The 20,705-nt window shown below is 41.1% G+C and carries 12 protein-coding genes; 9 read left to right on the top strand and 3 right to left on the bottom strand.

Annotated elements, in window-relative coordinates:
- The first annotated feature begins 368 nt into the window (after positions 1–368).
- From AC504W_RS25305 to AC504W_RS25295, 3 genes are read left to right on the top strand one after another with little or no spacing between them, the layout of a single operon-like run.
- Positions 369–5,072, top strand: a complete 4,704-nt coding sequence (locus AC504W_RS25305) for a PAS domain S-box protein (protein ID WP_494874984.1) — start codon at positions 369–371, stop codon at positions 5,070–5,072.
- Positions 5,069–6,052 (top strand): diguanylate cyclase domain-containing protein, encoded by a 984-nt coding sequence (locus tag AC504W_RS25300; RefSeq protein WP_494874983.1) that lies wholly within the window; start codon positions 5,069–5,071, stop codon positions 6,050–6,052. Before AC504W_RS25305 ends, AC504W_RS25300 begins: the two co-directional genes overlap by 4 nt.
- 36 nt (positions 6,053–6,088) lie before the next feature.
- Positions 6,089–6,802 (top strand): Uma2 family endonuclease, encoded by a 714-nt coding sequence (locus AC504W_RS25295; protein ID WP_494874982.1) that lies wholly within the window; start codon positions 6,089–6,091, stop codon positions 6,800–6,802.
- Here the strand turns inward: AC504W_RS25295 and AC504W_RS25290 are convergent.
- Positions 6,797–7,834, bottom strand: coding sequence for a glycerate kinase (locus AC504W_RS25290; RefSeq protein WP_494874981.1), 1,038 nt, complete (start codon positions 7,832–7,834; stop codon positions 6,797–6,799). The genes AC504W_RS25295 and AC504W_RS25290 overlap by 6 nt on opposite strands.
- Positions 7,835–7,871: 37 nt before the next feature.
- Positions 7,872–8,204 (bottom strand): DUF565 domain-containing protein, encoded by a 333-nt coding sequence (locus AC504W_RS25285; protein WP_096581026.1) that lies wholly within the window; start codon positions 8,202–8,204, stop codon positions 7,872–7,874.
- Positions 8,205–8,907: 703 nt separating this feature from the next.
- On the opposite strand from AC504W_RS25285, the gene AC504W_RS25280 reads away from it, so the two are divergent.
- On the top strand, positions 8,908–9,540 hold the full coding sequence (locus AC504W_RS25280; RefSeq protein ID WP_494874980.1) for a hypothetical protein: 633 nt from the start codon (positions 8,908–8,910) through the stop codon (positions 9,538–9,540).
- A 158-nt stretch (positions 9,541–9,698) separates the two neighbouring features.
- Entirely contained in the window at positions 9,699–11,612 is a 1,914-nt protein-coding gene (locus tag AC504W_RS25275; protein WP_494878759.1) for an ArnT family glycosyltransferase, read from the top strand.
- 39 nt (positions 11,613–11,651) lie between these two features.
- On the opposite strand, the gene AC504W_RS25270 is transcribed toward AC504W_RS25275, so the two are convergent.
- Positions 11,652–14,990, bottom strand: coding sequence for an ATP-binding response regulator (locus AC504W_RS25270; protein WP_494874979.1), 3,339 nt, complete (start codon positions 14,988–14,990; stop codon positions 11,652–11,654).
- Between the two features lie 676 nt (positions 14,991–15,666).
- Here AC504W_RS25270 and AC504W_RS25265 point away from each other — a divergent pair.
- From AC504W_RS25265 to AC504W_RS25250, 4 genes are all read left to right on the top strand, one after another.
- Positions 15,667–16,248: a KaiA family protein gene (locus tag AC504W_RS25265; protein WP_494874978.1), complete on the top strand. Its 582-nt coding sequence runs from the start codon at positions 15,667–15,669 to the stop codon at positions 16,246–16,248.
- 120 nt (positions 16,249–16,368) lie between these two features.
- Positions 16,369–16,695: a circadian clock protein KaiB gene (kaiB, locus tag AC504W_RS25260; protein WP_096581018.1), complete on the top strand. Its 327-nt coding sequence runs from the start codon at positions 16,369–16,371 to the stop codon at positions 16,693–16,695.
- 76 nt (positions 16,696–16,771) lie between these two features.
- Positions 16,772–18,331 carry a circadian clock protein KaiC gene (gene kaiC / locus AC504W_RS25255; RefSeq protein WP_096581016.1) on the top strand — a complete coding sequence of 520 codons (1,560 nt, stop codon included), beginning with the start codon at positions 16,772–16,774 and terminating at the stop codon, positions 18,329–18,331.
- A 104-nt stretch (positions 18,332–18,435) separates the two neighbouring features.
- A complete protein-coding gene (locus AC504W_RS25250; protein WP_494874977.1) occupies positions 18,436–20,679 on the top strand; it encodes a TolC family protein in 2,244 nt (747 codons plus the stop codon).
- The last annotated feature ends 26 nt before the right edge of the window (positions 20,680–20,705 follow it).

Below are 20,705 nucleotides of genomic sequence, written 5' to 3'. Positions count from 1 at the left end.
TCGATAGCAAATATCAGGTTAACAATTTCCAATTTATCAATTTAATTTTGAAACATCATCAAACATTAGGTTAATAACAGGACAGATTTAATAGATGAAAAGCTAAATTTAACAAATATAAAAAATCTCCGTTGACAAAAATAAACTTTTATTAATATTTCTTTTAAAAAGATTAATTACTTTCTTTGAAATACAAGTAATAGATACTAAAAAAATAAAAATTATAAGGAAAATTTAACTATTTTCTTAAAAAAGATACAATAAAAAATAATTTCTGAAAATGTGGATATTGTAAAATAAATATTCATAATTTTAATTAATAGTAATAATCATTCAGACACATGCTGAAAGTGCTAGAGGATGAATAAGTGGTTAGGCGGCACAGATATCATCAGTTTCAAGCAAGAGAAGTTTTCAGCAAACGAGAGTTGCTGCCCTTAGTGGTGGGTATTGTTGTTGCAATAGCAGTATTTCTGGTTTGGCAGAAGCTAGTAATTGAAGAGCAACACGATATTAAACAACTGATTCAACAACAAGCGATCGCCATTAAAACCGAATTAACAGCCCAAGTAAATATGCGGATTCTAGCACTAGAGCGTATGGGCAAAAACTGGCAACTGCATGATAATTTGGATCAGAAAAAATTGCGAACTGAAGCAGCCGCCTACATCCAAGATTTTGGAGGATATCAAACTCTGGGATGGATTGACCCATCATTGCGGGTGAGATGGACTGTACCCGAAGTTAACTATCAAATCACCCAGACTTTAGAACTAACTCAAAAACCTCAACTACGCACAGCACTAGAAGCAGCACGTAACCGCCGTCAAACCAATTTTACGCCCACATTTGAGCTTCTTCAAGGCAAGAAAGGATTGTTCGCATATCTGCCACTATGGATTGGCGAACAGTTTGATGGCTTTATTTTAGGAGTTTTTCAAGTTAAATCCTTATTAGATTCTCTGGTGCATTTGCCACCAGGTTATCAAATTAGAGTCTTTGAGAATGGAAAATTAATTTATGGACAGAACTCATTACCAACGCAGCTATTAAATTGGCAACAACAAGTCAGCCTTAACTTATATGGAAGCAACTGGCAAATTGCAGTCTATCCTTCTCTAGAATTATTAACCGACTTGCGATCACCTCTGCCATTAATTGTTTTAATCTCTGGGTTACTCATCGCCAGCACCTTGGCATTTTCTATTTATTTTGCTCAAAGTAGTGAACTGCAAAACAAACGTATAGCCGCCATTAATCAAGAACTAACAGACCGAATTTGGGAGCAGCAAAAAACTGAAATTGCTTTACGTGCCAGTGAAACTCACCTGCGAGAATTATTAGAAACGGTAAAAGTAATTCCTTGGGAATTCGATGTCAAAACTTGGCGCTTTACATATATTGGGCCACAAGCAGAAGCTTTATTGAACTATCCCCTAGCAGAATGGTATCAGGAAAATTTTTGGATGAATCGTCTGCATCCCCATGATCGGGAACAGGCGATGCAGGTTTACCAAGACGCAATGGCGAAAGGCGAAAACCAGGAATTTGCATACCGAATGCTAACCGCAAGCGGGCGAGTTGTGTGGTTACGAGATATTGTCAATGTTGTCAAAAATGCTGGAACCCCCATAATGCTCAGGGGGTTTATGTTTGAGATTACAGATTTGAAACTAGTAGAAGAAACTCTCCGATTGCGGGAACGCGCCCTAGCAGCTGCTAGTGATGGAATTATAATTGCTGATGCTAGACTCCCTAATCAACCAATTATTTACGTTAATCCTGCCTTTGAACTAATTACAGGCTATAGTGCCGCGGAGATTATTGGCTATAACTGTGCTTTTTTGCCGGGTACAGATCCTCTACAACCAGCAATTCAACAACTGCAAGCATCTATGAAAGTTGGGAAGAGTTGCCAAGTATTGTTGCGTAACTACCGCAAAGATGGCAGTTTATTTTGGAATGAATTGAGCATTTCTCCTATTCATGATGACACTGGTCGGTTAAGCCATTTTATTGGTATTCATACCGATATTAGCGATCGCAAACAAGCAGAATTAACTTTGCAACGCCAAGCCCTAATCTTTGAAAACATGTACGATGGCGTAATCATCACTGATTTAAGCGGAAAAATTATTGACTGGAATGGTGCGGCTGAGTGGATGTTTGGCTATAGCAAAGCCGAAATCTTGGGCAGAAGCACAAGTATTTTATATAAACCGGAAGTAACTAATCAACTCATACCCCAAATTTTGCCAGATATTCAGCAGCAGGGACGTTGGTCTGGGGAACTTGAATTTATTCGCAAAGATGGCAGTCAAGGAATTTGTGAAACTACAGTCATTCTCTTACAAGATGAACAAGGACAAGCGATCGCCAGTGTCAGTTTTAATCATGACATTACAGAAAGAGTATTAGCACAACAAGCATTGCAACGACAATTACATCAAACACTGCTGTTAAAACAAATTACCCAACAAATTCGCCAAAGTCTCGATAGCAAAGAAATCTTTGCCACCGCCGCCGTCCAAATTGGTCAAGCATTTCAAGCCGAACGCTGCCTCATTCATTCTTATATTAATGACCCCATACCACGAATTCCCTTAGTAGCAGAGTATAATAATTTTCCCACCTACACTTGTCAGGAAACAGTGGAAATTCCGGTAATCGGTAATCCTCATGCCGAGCAAATGATGACCGAGGATAAAGCGATCACTTCTGATGATGTATATGCTGACCCGTTACTCCAAAAAGCGCAAACAATTTGTCAAAACATTGGCTTGAAGTCCATGTTAGCAGTCCGTACATCTTATCAAGGAGAACCTAACGGTGCGATCGGCTTACATCAGTGCAGCTATTTTCGCCAATGGACAACAGAAGAAATTGAATTATTAGAAGCAGTAGCCGCACAAGTCGGCATTGCCCTCGCCCAAGCCAATTTATTAGAACAAGAAACCCGCCAACGCGAAGAACTTACCTTAAAAAACTTTGCCCTAGAACAAGCAAAACGCCAAGCAGAAGCAGCCAACCGCGCCAAAAGTGAATTCTTGGCTATGATGAGCCATGAAATTCGCACCCCAATGAATGCTGTAATTGGGATGACAGAACTGTTATTAGATACAGATTTAACTCCCCAACAGCGCGACTTTGTAGAAACCGTCCATACCAGCGGCAATGCCTTACTTACCATCATTAATGACATTCTCGACTTCTCTAAAATTGAGTCTGGCAAATTGGAACTAGAAGAAAAACCCTTTGATTTAAAAGCTTGTGTAGAACAAGTAATCGACCTTTTAGCCCCAAAAGCTGCCCAAAAACAGATTGAACTAATCTACCTGATCCATCCCCAAGTACCAACCCAAATAATTGGCGACATCACACGCTTGCGCCAAATTTTAATGAACTTGCTCAACAATGCCATTAAATTCACCCAACAAGGAGAAGTTGTCCTTTCTGTATACGCCAACCAACTAGAAACTCAAAATCTCGACACTACCTGCAAAATTCTGTTTAGCATCCAAGATACAGGTATTGGCATCACCCCAGAGAAAATGGCACGGTTATTTCAACCCTTCGCCCAAGCAGATGCCTCCATGACCAGACTCTACGGTGGTACGGGACTAGGACTAGTGATTAGCCAACGCCTGAGTGAGATGATGAATGGTAGTTTATGGGTTGAAAGTCGTGGCTGTATTGGTGGTAATCCTGATCCTGGATGGCAAAATAGCAAGCCTGTTTTAGCCACTGTCTCCCATCATGGTACTACTTTCTACTTCACAATTACCAGCGCAATCCTGACTAATCCCCCATCAAGTGAAGTGACTACTTCTGTGAGTCAGTTGGCTGGTAAGCGGTTATTAATCGTGGATGATAATCCTACCAACAGCAAAATTCTCAGTTTGCAAGTGCAGTTCTGGCAAATGCAAACATACATTGCTGAATCAAGTGAAGCAGCTTTAGCTTTGCTGGCTCAAGGAATGGAATTTGATATTGCCATCCTCGATCTGCCAAGTCCAAAAATTGATGGACTGGAACTAGCGCAGGCCATTCGTCAACAGCCTGGTGGTCAAAATCTCCCCTTAGTACTGTTAACTGCTTTGGGTACTCCAGAAATATGTAGAGACTTTAATGATGTGGGGTTAGTTGTCTGTTTAAATAAACCAATCAAACAATCTCAACTTCACTACGTCCTCACCCATACCTGCGGACATCATTTGCTATCAGTCAACATTTCTCGTGCATATATTTCTCCCTTTGATGTTCATTTAGCTGAGAAAATGCCCCTACGCATTCTTGTGGCAGAAGACAGCTTGGTGAACCAGAAAGTAGCACTACTAATGTTGCAAAAAATTGGCTACCAAGCAGATGTGGTAGCTGATGGGCAAGAAGTGATTCAAGCATTGCAGCGTCAACCCTATGATGTAGTGTTGATGGATATTCACATGCCCGAAATGGATGGACTAGAAACGAGTCAAATCATCTCTCAGCAATGGGAAGCTAGTACTCGCCCTTATATCATTGCCATCACAGCCAACGCTATGCGGGGCGATCGCGAAGCTTGTTTAGCCGCGGGGATGGATGATTATATTAGCAAACCCATCCAAATGGCAGAGTTAGTTAAAGCACTACGTAAATGTCAGCCTTTTATCTCCACAAAAGATCCACCAATACAAACATTTTTGCCAATCCAAAACCAAACCAACACGCCAAATTTAGTAATATCTGCAATTGATCACAAAGTTTTGCAATCTTTGCGTCAGATGTTAGCAGGGGATCAGGTAGCATTTACAGAACTACTGCACTGTTATTTTTTAGAAGCACCTAAACTCATCCAAGAAATTCAGTCATCTGTGGTAAGAGAAGATGCCGAAACTTTATGGAAGACTGCTCACAAACTCAAGTCCAGTAGTGCTTCTGTTGGGGCAACCAGCCTGGCTCAAATTTGTAAGCAGTTAGAAGCTAAAGGCAGAAGTAATGATCCTTTGGGATGTGCAGACATCTTGTCACAACTTCAACAAGAGTATGAGCAAGTCAAAACAGGATTGCAATTAGAACTGGAGGCGGGATCATGAAAACCAACTTTTACAAAAATCAATCTCTAGTTTTGATTGTTGACGATGAACCTTTTATTCGTACCCAACTGCGACTTGCTTTAGAGCGAGACGGATATCAAATAGCAGAAGCAAGAGACGGTATAGAAGCGTTAATTTTATTTCAGCAACTGCATCCCCAGATTGTCCTCATGGATGCCATCATGCCGGGGATGGATGGATTTGAATGTTGTATAAAGTTGCAATCTTTAGATCAAGGCAAGTATACGCCAGTGTTAATGATTACTGGCTTGGAAGATCAAGAGTCAGTTGATCAGGCCTTTGATGCGGGTGCAATTGATTATGTGACTAAACCGATTCACTGGCCAGTATTACGCCAGCGGGTAAAACGCTTGATTCAGCAATCTCAGCTACAAAAACAGCTAGAAGCTGCTAACCAAGAATTACAACGGTTGGTAACTATTGATGGTTTAACTCAAGTAGCTAGTCGCAGACGCTTTGAAGAGTATTTTTCCCAAGAATGGCAACGGATGGCGCGAGACCAGTTACCTTTGTCTTTAATTTTATGTGATGTGGATTACTTTAAATCTTACAACGATACTTATGGACATCGGGCAGGCGATCGCTGTCTGCAAAAAGTAGCCCAAGCCATCAAAGATAGTGTCAAACGTCCGGCCGATTTAGTGGCGCGTTATGGCGGTGAAGAGTTTGCCGTGATTTTACCCAAAACAGAGATGCAGGGAGCCGCGATATTAGCAGAAAAAATTTGCTCGGTGGTGCGAAAATTGGCAATTCCCCATAGCAATTCCCAAGTCAGTGGTTATGTGACAATTAGTGCCGGGGTTGCAGCGGATATTCCTCAACCTGGTTCTGACTTTCAAGATATGATTTCTGCCGCAGACCGCGCATTATATCAGGCAAAAATTGAAGGGCGCGATCGCTTTCAGCTGTCTAACAAACAATCAACTTACAATTTCTCTATTCCTCGTTGGGGTGCATGATATCTTTGTACTGTCAGGCATCAGGGAGAGAACACGATGACTAGTGAAGTTGTCCGCCTTGTCCTACCAGACCATACCCAGCTACCAGAGTCCGATGGCAGTTTTGTGAAAAATTTTCAGGAGCATCCTCAAAGTATTTTATTGACTGATTCAATTCAACCACGGCTACAACAAATTCATCCTGATGCTCAATACTGCATTGGGCAAGATTGCGGTATCTACTGGCGAATGACAGAGCCACCAGAACGAGGTGCAGAGGCTCCCGATTGGTTTTATGTTCCTAATGTTCCGCCTACTCTCAACGGTCAATTGCGCCGTTCTTACGTTTTATGGCAAGAATTGATTGCGCCTTTAATTGTTTTAGAATTTGTTTCTGGGGATGGGCAAGAAGAACGAGACAACACACCATTCACAGGTAAGTTTTGGATTTATGAGCAGGTAATTCGTCCCGCCTACTATGGTATTTATGAAGTTAAACAGGCAAGGGTCGAATTATATCAACTAGTGGCTGGTCGCTATGAAATGATGCTTCCCAATGAACGAGGACATTATCCTATTTATCCTTTGGGTGTAGAGTTAGGCATTTGGCAAGGCTATTATTTGAATGCCGCCTTACCGTGGCTACGTTGGTGGGATGAGCAAGGCAATCTCTTGCTGACTGGCGATGAACGTGCCGAACAAGCTGAACAAGAAAATGCCCGTTTACGGGAAAAATTACGAGCTTTAGGCGTAGATCCGGATGCTCTATAAACTGTAGATGGCACCAAAAGTCCGATCTGGGCAAATTTCAATTACCAAATCAGCAACCGATGGCGATCGCAGCATAGGTTTGAGGAACAATTCTGGATGGAGCGATCGCCAAAAATAGTTGACAAAATCTTCAATTTGTAAATCACTCATTCCGGCTTTACCAGCAGCCACCATCTGTTGCTCTGCTTGCTTGCGCCATTCTAGGGAACTGCGATAATCTCTGGGGTAAAGCAAAATCAGGCTATCTAAGCGTTCCCACAATGGCAGATAATTGCTCAATTGACGATTCATCTCCCGCGCAAATGCTTTGTCTGCGTCGGTAATAATCGGTGGCGGTGCTAAATCAAAAGCTGTTGGATCAATTGGTCGCACACCCACAAACCAGCCTTCAAATAAGACAATATCTATATCTGTAACAATTTCTGGAGTGGTGCGATCGCCTGCACCTGCATGAAGAGATTTATCAAACCTGGGAACAGTTACAGCCTTTTCTCCTTGGCGAATTTGCTCTAACACATTTAAACCCAAATCTAGATCATGGGTTCCTGGTGGCCCCCGCCAAATTAAGCGGGGGTCTTGCTGTAATAAAATTAAGCGATCGCTGTAGGTTTTATATAAGTCATCTAATGACCAACTCAGCGTGCGATATCCCAACTGCTGAAGAATCAAGGATAAAACTTGGCACACTGTAGTTTTACCTGTACCTTGTACTCCTAAAATTCCTTGAATTAGAGGACGGTTGAGGCTTCGACGCTGTGCGGCTAATTTCATTCCCAGAGGTAGCCATAAATCCCACAACACCTCTAACATTTCTTCAAAGTTAGCACGCAAGCTAGTTTGACAAAATTGCCGAAAAGCAGGCAACACAGATTTGAGTAATTGCGATCGCTCTTGGAGCATTTCATCAACATTTGTTGGTGTAATATCAAAAGCCTTTGCTTTTGCAGGATTAGCCAAGGTTGCAACTCGTACTTGCTGCCAAGTTAACTCTGAAACATCCTCTGCTATCATCTCTTGGAGCCAAGGATACATCGATAAGTTGCCTCAAAACTACCATTTAGCAATTTTTCTAGGAGCCTAACTTAAAGGCTTCTACAAACAGACTGTAAGTAAATCCCACTTTCAAAATATTCAGACATTCCAGCCACAGTGGTCTTTTGGCAAACAATTTACGATTATAAAATATCCTACTTGTCAACTCAGTTAATAATACTAAAAATGCGGCTACAACAATATCTAATTCGGCTTTTTGTCCTGCAATTGTTGAAATAGCTGTGCCTAGAAAAAAACCAAACAAGAAACTAATAATTAAGATTGACAGTCGCCGCCAAGGATTACGAAACAATTGTCCTAAGCTACTAGCAATAGCATCTAATAAATTGTTGATTCTAGTGTTTTGCATCAATCAAAGATACTCGGTTGTTCAAATTAATTTTGTCAAAATACTATATTTGAATATTATGATAAATTTTGTGGGTTTTAAAATCAGGTATCAGCTATTTTGTATTTAATTTGTATATGTTTGCTGGAGCGATGATTTATCCAGTAGATAGGCTTTTAGGCAAAAAAGCTTAATCAACCCCGCGACTTAAATGTAAAAATTGAATGTATAACAGTTTACGTTGTAGCAACCTAGGCAAAATGCTGTTACATTAAATGTATATTTTGTTCTAGCGCCTCATGATCAGCCGAATTTTGGTGTGAGGAATCATCAATTGTTAATAAATGTAAATATTTTATTGCTTATATCTCTCAGGGTTGAGCAATAGGTATCTTGTTATTCAGATTACGCCAAGGCGAAAAAAATTTAGATGTAATTATACGGTTGAATGTTTATTTTTATGTAATATTATTTGCTTAACCTTGCTACCCTACTGTAAAACCCAATGGAACAATAACCGATAGAAAGCTTCTTTAAGTAAAATTAAGGTAACTAATCATGCAAAGAGTGATTTCCGAAAAATGATAAGTATGATACATCCTATAGCTTAATTTTACGAGAGTCTATTGTAGACAAGTGAGTAAATTTCTGTCATCCTGACGGCAGAGAATAGGCTAATATTTGGCCAAGACTAAACAAAAAATTATTTCTAACCAATATCAAAATGAAATCTCAGGTGTATCGTAAGGCTGCTGTTACAGCTTGTTGCTTGGGGCTGCTTGGATTGCTGGTGGGATGTTTAGATTTAAGTGTGTCATTTGAGACCACTAATCCTGATACCTCTGATACAGCATCTACTAATATGCCTCAGTCAAAAAGTAATTCTGAATTACCTATTTTAGATGCTACCGCCACTTCGACAAATGTTTCCAGTACAACAACAATACCAGTTAACCAAGTAGAACAAAGCACTAGCAAAGTTCAGTCTGTTTTGGTAAATCGTCCCAATGTCGCTGGTAGTGCCAAAGCCCAAGGGACTTTGCGGATGAGTAATCAAACTGATCAACCTGTGCGTCTAGCTTTACTAGCACGGCAATTAAAAGGTAAAGGCTCGGCTAGTAGCAAGATTACCTCAGATATTCCAGCCCATTGGGATTTTGCACCTCAAGAGGGTAGCAGTAAAGGTTTGCTGCTTTCGTTACCTAATGGCAATTTAAAGCTAGAAAAAGGAGATATTTTAGTCGCCTTCGCCCAAGATGGTTCTCGACGCTACTGGGGGCCGTATGTTGTTGGGGAAACTTCCCTACCAACTTGGAACGCTCAAACTAAAGAATGGCTGTTGGTGCTTAGTCAATAGTCAAAGGTCAAAGGTCAAAAGTCAAAAGTCCATAGTCCATAGATAATAGTCTTTAGTTGATGACTATTACAAAGCAAAAATCATCAAAGAACAAAATCTCACTCGTTAACGACTAATAACTATTGACTGTTGACTGATAACCATTGACTAAAAACCAAATGAGGATGAAATTGAGTATTTTCCACACTGTTGACCGATGGTTCAACAAGATAGCACAGCGTCCATCTCTAGTGGTGACTTTATCAATTTTGTGGTTGATGCTGATTGGTTGGATTGGCTACGGGTGGAATTTAGGCAGTGTTGGCTTAGTTGATGAAACAGAGCCATTGTTTGCGGAAGCATCCCGACAAATGTTTGTCACAGGTGATTGGATTACGCCGTTTTTCAATGGTGTGACTCGGTTTGATAAACCCGCCTTAATTTACTGGTGTCAAGCGATCGCCTACTCAATTATGGGGGTGAATGAATGGGCGGTGCGTCTCCCATCGGCGATCGCAGCAATTGCCGTCATTAGTTTGGCTTTTTATACTGTACAGTGGCATCTGGCGAAGGGGGACATAGTAGCACAAGTTGAACGCCCCACCCGACGTTACTTAACAGCTGCGATCGCCGCCGCCGTTATGGCTCTCAACCCCGAAATGATTGTCTGGGGAAGAACAGGTGTATCGGATATGCTACTAACTGGGTGCATAGCCTCTGCTTTGTTATGTTTTTTTCTCGGCTACGCAAATGAGCAGGGAGAAAGAGAGCATTTTTCACCCTTATCCCCTACTCCCCGCCCCGTTTCTTCTTCCTATTCCCTACTCCCGAATAAATGGTATTTAGCTTGTTATGTATTAATTGCTGGGGCAATTTTAACTAAAGGCCCTGTGGGTATAGTCTTACCTGGGATAGTAATTTTGGCTTTTTTGCTGTACTTAGGCAAGTTAGGCGAAGTTTTGCGAGAAATGCGACCACTGCTAGGATTACTGATAATTCTGGCTTTATCAGTTCCTTGGTATGCCTTAGTAATTTGGCGTAATGGGTGGAATTATATTAATTCGTTTTTTGGTTATCACAACCTAGACCGTTTTACCGAAGTCGTAAATGGTCACTCAGCGCCTTGGTATTTTTACTTTTTGGTAGTACTTTTAGGTTTTGCACCATACTCTGTATATTTACCCGCCGCCTTCGCACGACTTAAATTTTGGCAGCGATCGCAATGGTTAGTTCAAGAGCGATCGCAGCAATTAGGGTTATTTGCCTGCATTTGGTTTTTGGGAGTGTTTGGTTTTTTCACAATTGCTGTTACCAAACTGCCTAGCTATGTTTTACCTTTAATGCCAGCCGCTGCTATTTTAGTAGCTTTATTATGGAGCGATTATTTTCCAGGCTCATCTGTATCTAGTTCTCGATCGCCACACAAATTGTTTTGGGTTAGTGGCTGGGCAAATGTAGTTTTTTTATCTACATTGTCTGTGGCAATATTTCAAATATCCCAGTTATTAGGTAGTGATCAAGCTGCACCAAACTTCCGCCAAACCCTACAAAATTCGGGTTTAACCGAACTAGGCGGTTCTATTTGGTTTTTGGGTGCTATGAGTGTAGCATTTTTATTAATAACTCGTCGTTGGTCAGGTATTATTGCTGCAAATTTGTTGGGGTTTGTGGCATTTTTAATTGTGGTTTTGATGCCAGCAATGTTTTTGATGGATCAAGAACGACAGATGCCTTTACGGGAAATTTCTGCTGTTGTCGCCCAGGTGAAGCAACCGAATGAAGAATTAGTCATGGTTGGCTTTAAAAAACCCACTGTAGTTTTTTACAGCCATCAACAAGTCAATTTTATTAAACTGACAAGCGATGCTATTGTTTATCTGCAAAATAAAATAAATATGCCAGTAAAAGCACCATCTTTAATGGTTTTGGCAGAACATAAAAACCTAGTCAAAATGGATTTACCTCCTGACAATTATGAAAATTTAGCCTCAAAAGGTGCTTATCAATTGATTAGAATTTCTTTCAAGAAAATGAAACACCAAAAGCAGGATATTTCTCTAATTATTCACCCAAGAGATACTAAACTACTTTAAGCAGTTAGGTATCTGAGCTTCTTGATTGTCCAATAAAAATTAACTCTTTTCCTGTCGATGGTGCAGTAAAGCCTGATTAATATGATGCAATAAATCTTCCATTGAGATTGAGCGCGGTAAAATCTCTGTGGCGATCGCACTGAATGATTGATCTACATGATCTCGGCTACTATTTTTGTGTGGCTCGATTGCTGCTGAAGAATTACGTTCATAATCATGGGAACGTTGATCAAGCACCAAAATTGGGGGCAAATTCACAGTGGAATCCTGTAATGCTTTTAGTGCTTTTAACACATCTTGATGAATGGGAGATTCTCCCAAGCAAATGAGCAACAAATCCACACTATTGTGACGAATTTGTTGGTTTACTTCTGCCCAACAGCGCCCAATTGCGGCTTTCAACCCTGCGGTTTGGAGATACTGAATTAAAGCTTGAAACCACTCAGATCCTCTTTCGGCAGTAATATTATTCAGGGCAGCATTTTTCAGAGTGCGATAATTTCTTACCTGTTTACGTCTGATTTGGGGTAAATCATGCAGTGTTGTCAAATCTACAACTAAAATACTCGGTGGGCAACAAATACCAGAGGCAATTTGTAAAACTGACAGCAGCGGATCTACTTTATCAGTACGACTGTGATTGTTTCTGCCAAAAGGTGTTAAGCAGGGAAAGACTGAAAGTCCAGGAATCTGAGAAGCCGCCAAGCTAGTAGCAACATCACATGTCACCAATGGGAGAGCTACCAAACGCGGGTGCTGAATTAATTGTTCTAAATAAGTTTGGGCTAAGGAAGTTTCTACATCTAATAAAATGACATCAAATTGCCAAACCCTGGCTAAAAGTTCTGCTTGATCTAGGTTATCCACTTCTATCACCCGATGCTCACGCAGTGAGGGATGGGGGTTAATTGATGCTATCTCTGGATTAACCAATCTCAGAATTCGCAATGGTTGGTTTTTGACAATAGTTTGACTAGTCTCCATTTCTGAAGCTGAAATTGTGGGTTTAGCACACAACTTTTCCAACAGCGGTGCTAAAGCCTGATTTTCTATGGGTAAGCTCAAAAAACCATCGGCTTGGTTAGCAAATGCTTGGTCTTTTTCTGCCCCTGTAGCAGTGACAATCACGGGTATATGGCGTGTAGCCGCATCAGACTTCAACAATGTCAGGACATCCCACCCTGAAAGCAATGGTAATAAAGGATTTAAAAATACAGCTTGTGGTTGCAAGCGTCGGGCTTTTTCCACAGCTTCTGTACCTGAGCGAGCGATGATCACTCGATAGCCTAAACCTTTGAGTTGTTCAGCCAAGTCTTCAATGTATCGAGCCACGGCTTCAACTATCAGTACTAATCTTTGAGAAGAGCCAGGGAGATGCTGAGGATGATTAACTTGGGAATTGGCAGAAGTCGGAGCTTTTTGGATACCCAGATTCTGCTGGGTTCTATCTTCTTTGTTACTTGTTTCGGAATCAGTAAAACCTGTAGTTGGCGGACTGGGTGGTAGTAAGAGTGTAAATTGGCTACCTTTACCTTCTTGGGACAAAAAGCTGACATCGCCTCCGTGGAGGCGGGCTAAAGCTCTGGTTAAAACTAGCCCTAAGCCAGTTCCTTCAAATTGTCTGGTGAGGGGGTTTTCTAATTGTTGGAATTTTTGAAAAATTAAATGTTGCTGATGTTCCGGGATACCAATTCCTGTATCCCAAATGGTAAAAGCAATCCAACCTTCCCAACGACTAACGCGCAAACCAATTTCGCCGGATGTTTCTGTGAATTTGAATGCGTTGGACAATAAATGTACCAACATTTGCCGCAAGCGCAGTTCATCTGCCACCATTTGCTCTAACCCTGGTTCCATCGTCAAGGTGAATTTCGGGACTGAGGGGCTGTTGGGTAAGGTTTTGCTGCTGTGAGTATGGATAGCGGTAACTTCTGCTTGAGCGCGATCGCACACAGCTTGAATGTTCAAGGGTGCGAGTGCTAATTCCATCTGTCCCGTTTCCATCCGGGTCAAATCTAAAATGTCGTTGACCACACTCATTAAGTGACGGCCGCTTTGATGAATCAGTCCGGCGTAGCGGGCTTGGCGTTCGTTCAATTCCCCTAATTGTTGGTCGATGAGCAACCGCGATAATCCTAAAACTGCGGTAAGGGGAGTTTTAAGTTCATGACTAATACAAGCTAAAAATTCATCTTTTAAGCGATTGAGTTGAATCAAGTCCGCATTTTTCGCCGCTAGTTCTTTACACAACTGTTGCTGTTCGGTGACATCAGTTCCCAACACCAACCACAGGTGTTGATTTTCGGTTTGCTGGCTATCCAAAGCCTTGAATTCTGGACTATCTAAGGGAATTTTGGCAAATTGCCAGATGCGTTCCTGACCATTTTGTTCTTCAACAACGCAGGTACAAGTCCCCATCTGATGATCTAAAAAGCAGCGATTAAAGGTTTTGGGTGGAGCAACTGGTGATTCTTGTAGGTGATTAAAAGTGGCATTTTGGGGCAAGGCTTCGTGCTTCACAGCCCAAGTATGCTCTGCTGAATGTAGGTTCAGTTGGGATAATGTGCCATCTTCACACTGCGGAAATCTCCCGGCTGTTTGACTAACATACTCTGGTTGTTTGTCTAGATCTGGAGACAGGATAGTTGCTACTTGTTGTCGCACATCTTCAGGATCTTTCAAACCTCCCAACTGCTGCCACCAAGCGGGATTTTGGCTAACTATCTCACCCGTGCTGGTTTGCAGCATCAATGGCCAGGGCAGTTGTTCGAGTAATTTGATCAGGGGTTTGTGGAGTAATGGCTGAAGTTGATGACCTTTGCGCGATCGCCAGGGAGTTTTTACCTTGGATGTATGACTCCTGGAAGTGCCTGATGGTTCTAGGGAAACATGGCCAGACGACCGCAAAGAATGAGAGGATTTTTTGTCGGCTGTAGTTATCCCAGCTTTTTCTTGGGCTAACAATCTTAATAAACGACCACTATCTAACAATCCTAAAAATCTGCCGTCAGCATCAACCAGTGTCCAATTGATATTGTTGTGAGATTGGGCAGAAAAATAGCGTAAAAACTGCAAAAATTGCTCAACGCGATCGCTTGCTGCTAATATTTGTAAAGGCTCAAAAATGCTTTGCTGCCAGATTGCCAATGGCTGTTGTAACAAATCTAAGTATTGCTCTTCTGGCGATTCTGCCAACAGTTTTTGGGTTAATTTGGCTGATTTTAACAACCCAATTGGTTCTTGCAGTTGATTGACTACTACCAAGCGATCGCACCGCTGTTGCTCAAAAACTTCTAAAGCCCCTACTAACGTACTTGTTTCACCGCATTTGGGTACGGTTGCGAGAAAGTTATAAAGTGGGTACTGTAGCATTGACATAAGGCTTTGGGGTTGATTCTTCCTCTAGCGGCGTTTAGCTTGAGCATTGGCGATCGGGTAAGTAGTATTCACGCTTACAGTCATATCCTTAGCAGAAGACTCATTTCCACAATGCTTGTTTTAGCTGTAAGACCATTGCCGTGGTAGGTTTTATTGTTCAAGACATAGCCTTGCTGGTTGACTTTGGTTTTGCCATTGTCAGTATTTGCCTTTGCCACTTTATAACTTTGGGGAAATAACCTTACAGTGTTTTACTGGTATTGTCACTTCTCATCAAGAGTGACAGCTAAAACAATTATGGCTCCAAAGATTCGCTTTAGAACCTTGAGGAATTATAATGATTTAGAATCCGCGCATACTTTAAGTTAGTTTAAGTATCCTATCAAGGGGTGAAATCAAAAAATCTACATTCTGATAGATCTACATACGCGAATCTCAATCAACTAATGTATCTAGGGTAACGAACACCTCATCAGCCGCTCAATAAGTCTTCCTGCTCACTTGTTGTATTTGGTTGTTGAGCCACTGTAGAAATTTGTTTATCTAGAGAGGTAATTGAGAATTGATTAGCAACTTGACTTACATTATTAGTCAGGTTATCTAAAGTTTTTCTCAAACTTCGTTCAACTTAACCAACTTTGGTTGGAGTGATTAAGCAAGATGTTTAAATATATAAATGCTACTACCTATACTATTTTTCCAACCAAATGTTAAAAAAATTTTAGATAATCTAGATGAGCTAGGCATCCAAATACCGTTGAACCCAAACAATGGTTACCTACTTCAGTCTAATTTTGCTCAATTTAGCACATCGACTTTAGTAGCCGCCACCACAGCTAGACTTTACTACTTACTAAATTGGTTGCCAGCGAATCTTAATCAAAATTTTATAGACCAATATTTTTACGTGTTTGCGTGCCAGCAGCAAAAACCACAACAGGTTTTTCAGCAAATGACTCAAGTGGATCAGCGGGTATTGTTACAACAAATTAAATCTGATTATCGCCAGATTCTTATAGATTACTTTACTACAGACAAAACCTTGAAAGAAAAAATTGATAAATTTATCAACACAGTATTTTGTGCTAATATTCCTGTGCCTCAAATTATAGAAATTCACATGGAACTCATTGATGAATTTTCTCAACAGCTAAAATTAGAAGGAAGGAGTAATGAGACATTACTTGATTACCGTTTGACTCTCATAGATGTCCTAGCACACCTATGTGAAGCATATAGATGTGCAATTTCTAAATAATACATTTTACCCATCAACTAAAATATACTCAACAATCACAAAAGCCAAAAAAGTGTGTATTTCTCTAATATCATTAAAATCAGATTTTATTTTAGTTTGTATGTTTAAGTTTGTATTTTTATGAATAAAGCCAGAAAAACTTATGTTCTCAAGCTTTACGTAGCGGGGAACACTCCTAACTCAGTTCGGGCATTAAAAACACTAAAAAACATATTAGACCAAGAGTTTCAAGGTGTTTATGCACTGAAAGTCATCGATGTCATGAAAAATCCCCAACTAGCTGAAGAAGATAAAATCTTAGCCACACCAACATTATCGAAAATTTTGCCCCCACCTGTGCGGAAAATTATTGGTGATCTGTCAGACAGAGAAAGAGTATTAATTGGATTAGATTTACTGTATGAAGAACTGAGTGAAGAAGACTGGGAAGAGTCGCATAACCTTTAATCTAAATTTTTTGATAACAAATTAGTACCTTTAGTAAGAGAAAACCTGGGTTAACAGCCCTATTTACGATCCAGCAATGAGCGAAAACGAGCAAAAAGAGCAAAATCAGCCACCGATTGGGGGTGTAGAAAAAATTCGGACAATGATCGAGGGCTTTGACGATATTAGTCATGGTGGTTTACCTGTAGGTAGAACCACCTTAGTCAGCGGCACCTCTGGTACAGGTAAAACCTTATTCTCTCTTCAATTCTTGTATAACGGCATCACCTACTTTGATGAGCCAGGCGTATTTGTGACTTTTGAAGAATCGCCTAGCGACATTATCAAAAATGCTTATATTTTTGGTTGGAACCTACAACGTTTAATCGATGAAGGCAAGTTATTTATTCTAGATGCTTCCCCAGATCCCGAAGGTCAAGATATTGTCGGTAATTTTGACCTTTCGGCATTAATAGAGCGCTTGCAATATGCAATTCGCAAATATAAAGCCAAGCGAGTTTCTATTGACTCGATTACCGCAGTATTTCAACAGTATGAAGCTGTGGGAGTCGTCAGACGAGAAATTTTTCGCCTTGTAGCCCGCCTTAAACAATTGAATGTCACCACCATCATTACCACTGAACGTGGGGAAGAATATGGCCCAGTGGCATCTTTTGGAGTTGAAGAATTTGTTTCGGATAACGTGGTAATTGTGCGGAATGTATTAGAAGGAGAACGCCGTCGGCGGACGAGCGAAATCCTGAAGTTACGCGGGACAACTCACATGAAAGGTGAGTATCCTTTCACAATTACCAATGCCGGAGTCAACATCTTCCCGCTGGGAGCAATGCGCTTGACTCAAAGGTCTTCTAACGTCCGCGTTTCTTCGGGTGTCAAAACACTAGATGAGATGTGTGGTGGTGGTTTCTTTAAAGATTCGATTATTTTAGCAACAGGAGCTACTGGTACTGGGAAAACACTACTTGTAAGTAAATTTTTACAAAATGGTTGTGTCAACGGTGAACGCGCAATTTTATTTGCTTATGAAGAATCACGCGCTCAACTGTCACGCAATGCTTCTTCTTGGGGCATTGATTTTGAAGAATTAGAACATCAAGGGTTACTCAAAATTATTTGTACCTATCCTGAGTCAACTGGTTTAGAAGATCACTTGCAAATTATTAAGTCAGAAATTGCTAATTTTAAACCAGCAAGAATTGCCATTGACTCACTCTCAGCCCTAGCAAGAGGCGTGAGTAATAATGCTTTTCGTCAGTTTGTAATTGGTGTAACTGGTTATGCCAAACAAGAAGAAATTACTGGTTTTTTTACCAATACAACTGACCAATTTATGGGTTCTCATTCTATTACTGACTCACATATTTCGACGATTACTGACACAATTTTGATGTTGCAGTACGTAGAAATTCGTGGGGAAATGTCGCGGGCAATTAACGTATTTAAAATGCGAGGTTCGTGGCACGATAAGGGAATTCGTGAGTATAATATTACGGCTGACGGCCCAGAAATTAAAGATTCTTTCAGGAACTACGAAAGAATTGTCAGCGGTGCGCCTACCCGCGTTAGCATCGACGAAAAAGCAGAACTTTCTCGCATAGTCAAAAGTTTTGAAGACAAAAGGAGTACCGATTCCTAAATTTGGTATCGTGCTATATCCCTTCTTCAATTTAGTATCGTGCTATATTCTGTGGTGAAGAAAAGGTTTCTGCCGCTAGATTGATTTTCGTGTGAGGGGATGCGGTGAAAGGACAGCAATTATTTCATAAAAGACAGCAATTATTTCATACTTTCTTACCTGGCGTAACAGCAGCGGTATTAACAACCCAGCCCGCCTGGGCTGGGACAGTAAAGGTAAGTAGCATACAACAAAAATCCTCTCCTAGTGTTGTGACTTTTAGTGAAAGTCATAACTTAGTGGCGGATAATACAAATACGCAACTGCCTAAAACTGCAACCCAGATTTTTCCAGATGCAGTTTCTAATTCTGAGTTGACTACATTCAATGTGCCAAATTTAAGTAATCACATTAACCCAGGCACATTGGCAGAAAATACTGGTGTAGCGCTTGCACAAATATCTCAGAAAAATCAAGGTGGTGTTGTCGATACGACTCCTACTTTAAATTTTTCTCAAAATAATTTAGAGCAGCGTAATTCACGCAAAGTTCAGAAACAAAAAAAATTAGTTACTGCTACAAGAGAGAAATTAAATAATACATCTGTCAATTCAGCTACTTCCCAACCTTCTGCTAGTCAAAAAAACACAGTTTTCTTATCTGCAATTCAACAACCAGCAGCGTCAAGACCAAATTTAAAAACTCAATTGCCAATAGTTCTACCAACAGCAGTTAAGGGAGCAGGAGCAGCGCAACTGTTGGCAGCACGAAGTTGCTCACAGCAAATAGGGATATCCACTACCTTGTCTTTGTACTCTCAAGGTTGTGAGCAGCAGAAATTGACTGGAGGACTGACTGCACAAAATAACACTGCAACACCCGCAGCGGCTGAGGTGGCACCAGATGCCACTACTGTGCCAAGTAATGCTGGTTCTGCGCCAACGGAGATAGCACCAGCAGCGACTCCGACTGTAACTGAAGCAGCCCCAAATGCTCCAGTTCCCCCTAATGTGAGTCCAGCTTCTAGTGGTGCTGTACAAGTTCCTGAAAATCTGATTCCTAGTGCCAATTCTCTGCAATTTCCCACAAAGGCAGAGGAAGTCACAGTTCAAGGCAATCAACCGATTACTTTAGAACAGGCTTTGGAATTAGCAAAACGGAATAATCGGGAACTACGGGTATATGTATTGCAGCTAGAACGCAGCCGCGCAGCTTTACGAGAAGCCCAAGCAGCTTTGTATCCTAGTGTAGACCTCAGTGCGGATGTGACTCGTAGTCAGTCGGCTTCTAGTCAGCTACAAGATACTTTAAGCGGCCGCGCCGGGGTAAGATCTAACAATGATGAACCTAGTACAGGTTTCAATGGTCAAGCCCAGTTGACATATAACATATACACTTCAGGAAGACGGCAAGCCGCTATCAAAGAGGCTGAGGAACAGGTACGTTTCAATGAATTGGATGTGGAGCGCCAATCTGAGGAAATCCGCCTGAACGTTAGTACCCAATATTACGACTTGCAGGGAGCCGATGAGCAAGTGCGGATTAATCAGTCAGCCGTGGAAAATGCCCAAGCGAGTTTGCGTGATGCTGAAGCTTTAGAGCGTGCGGGGGTTGGTACTCGCTTCGATGTTTTGCGATCGCAAGTTAATTTAGCTAATGCTCAACAAGATTTAACTAATGCGATTTCCAATCAGCTGATAGCACGACGGCAGTTAGTCACTACCTTAAGTTTGCCGCAAAATATCTCTATTAGTGCAGCAGATACAGTGCAATTAGCTGGTTTGTGGGACAGATCATTAGAAGACAGTATTGTCCTGGCTTTTCAAAATCGTCCAGAACTAAGACAGCAGTTGGCTCAACGGAATATTAGTGAACAACAGCGCCGACAAGCGTTAGCAGCTAATTTACCACAATTGAGTTTTGTGGCTAACTACAACCTGTTGGATCAGTTCGATGATAGTGTCAGCATTACTGATGGTTATTCAGTTGGCGTGAGAGCTAGTTGGAATTTATTTGATGGTGGAGCAGCACGCGCCAGAGCATCTCAGGCAAGAGCTAATATTGCGATCGCGGAAACAAACTTTTCCGAGCAGCGCAACCAAATCCGCTTTCAAGTCGAACAGGCTTTTTCTACCCAACGAGCTAACTTAGACAACGTGCAAACAGCTAATACTGCTTTAGAACAAGCTAGAGAAGCTCTGCGGTTAGCACGGTTGCGCTTTCAAGCTGGGGTGGGTACGCAAACTGATGTAATCAACTCAGAAACTGACTTAACAAGAGCAGAAGGTAATCGAGTCACGGCTATATTAAATTACAACCGTGCTTTAGCTCAATTACAGCGTGCAGTTACTATCAGGTCAGTTCGTTAATTAGTTAATGGTCAAGAGTCAATTGT

It is taken from the genome of Nostoc sp. C96, assembly GCF_059384975.1.
Note: the sequence above shows the minus strand (reverse complement) of the source record. Positions and strands in the feature narration are given on the sequence as shown.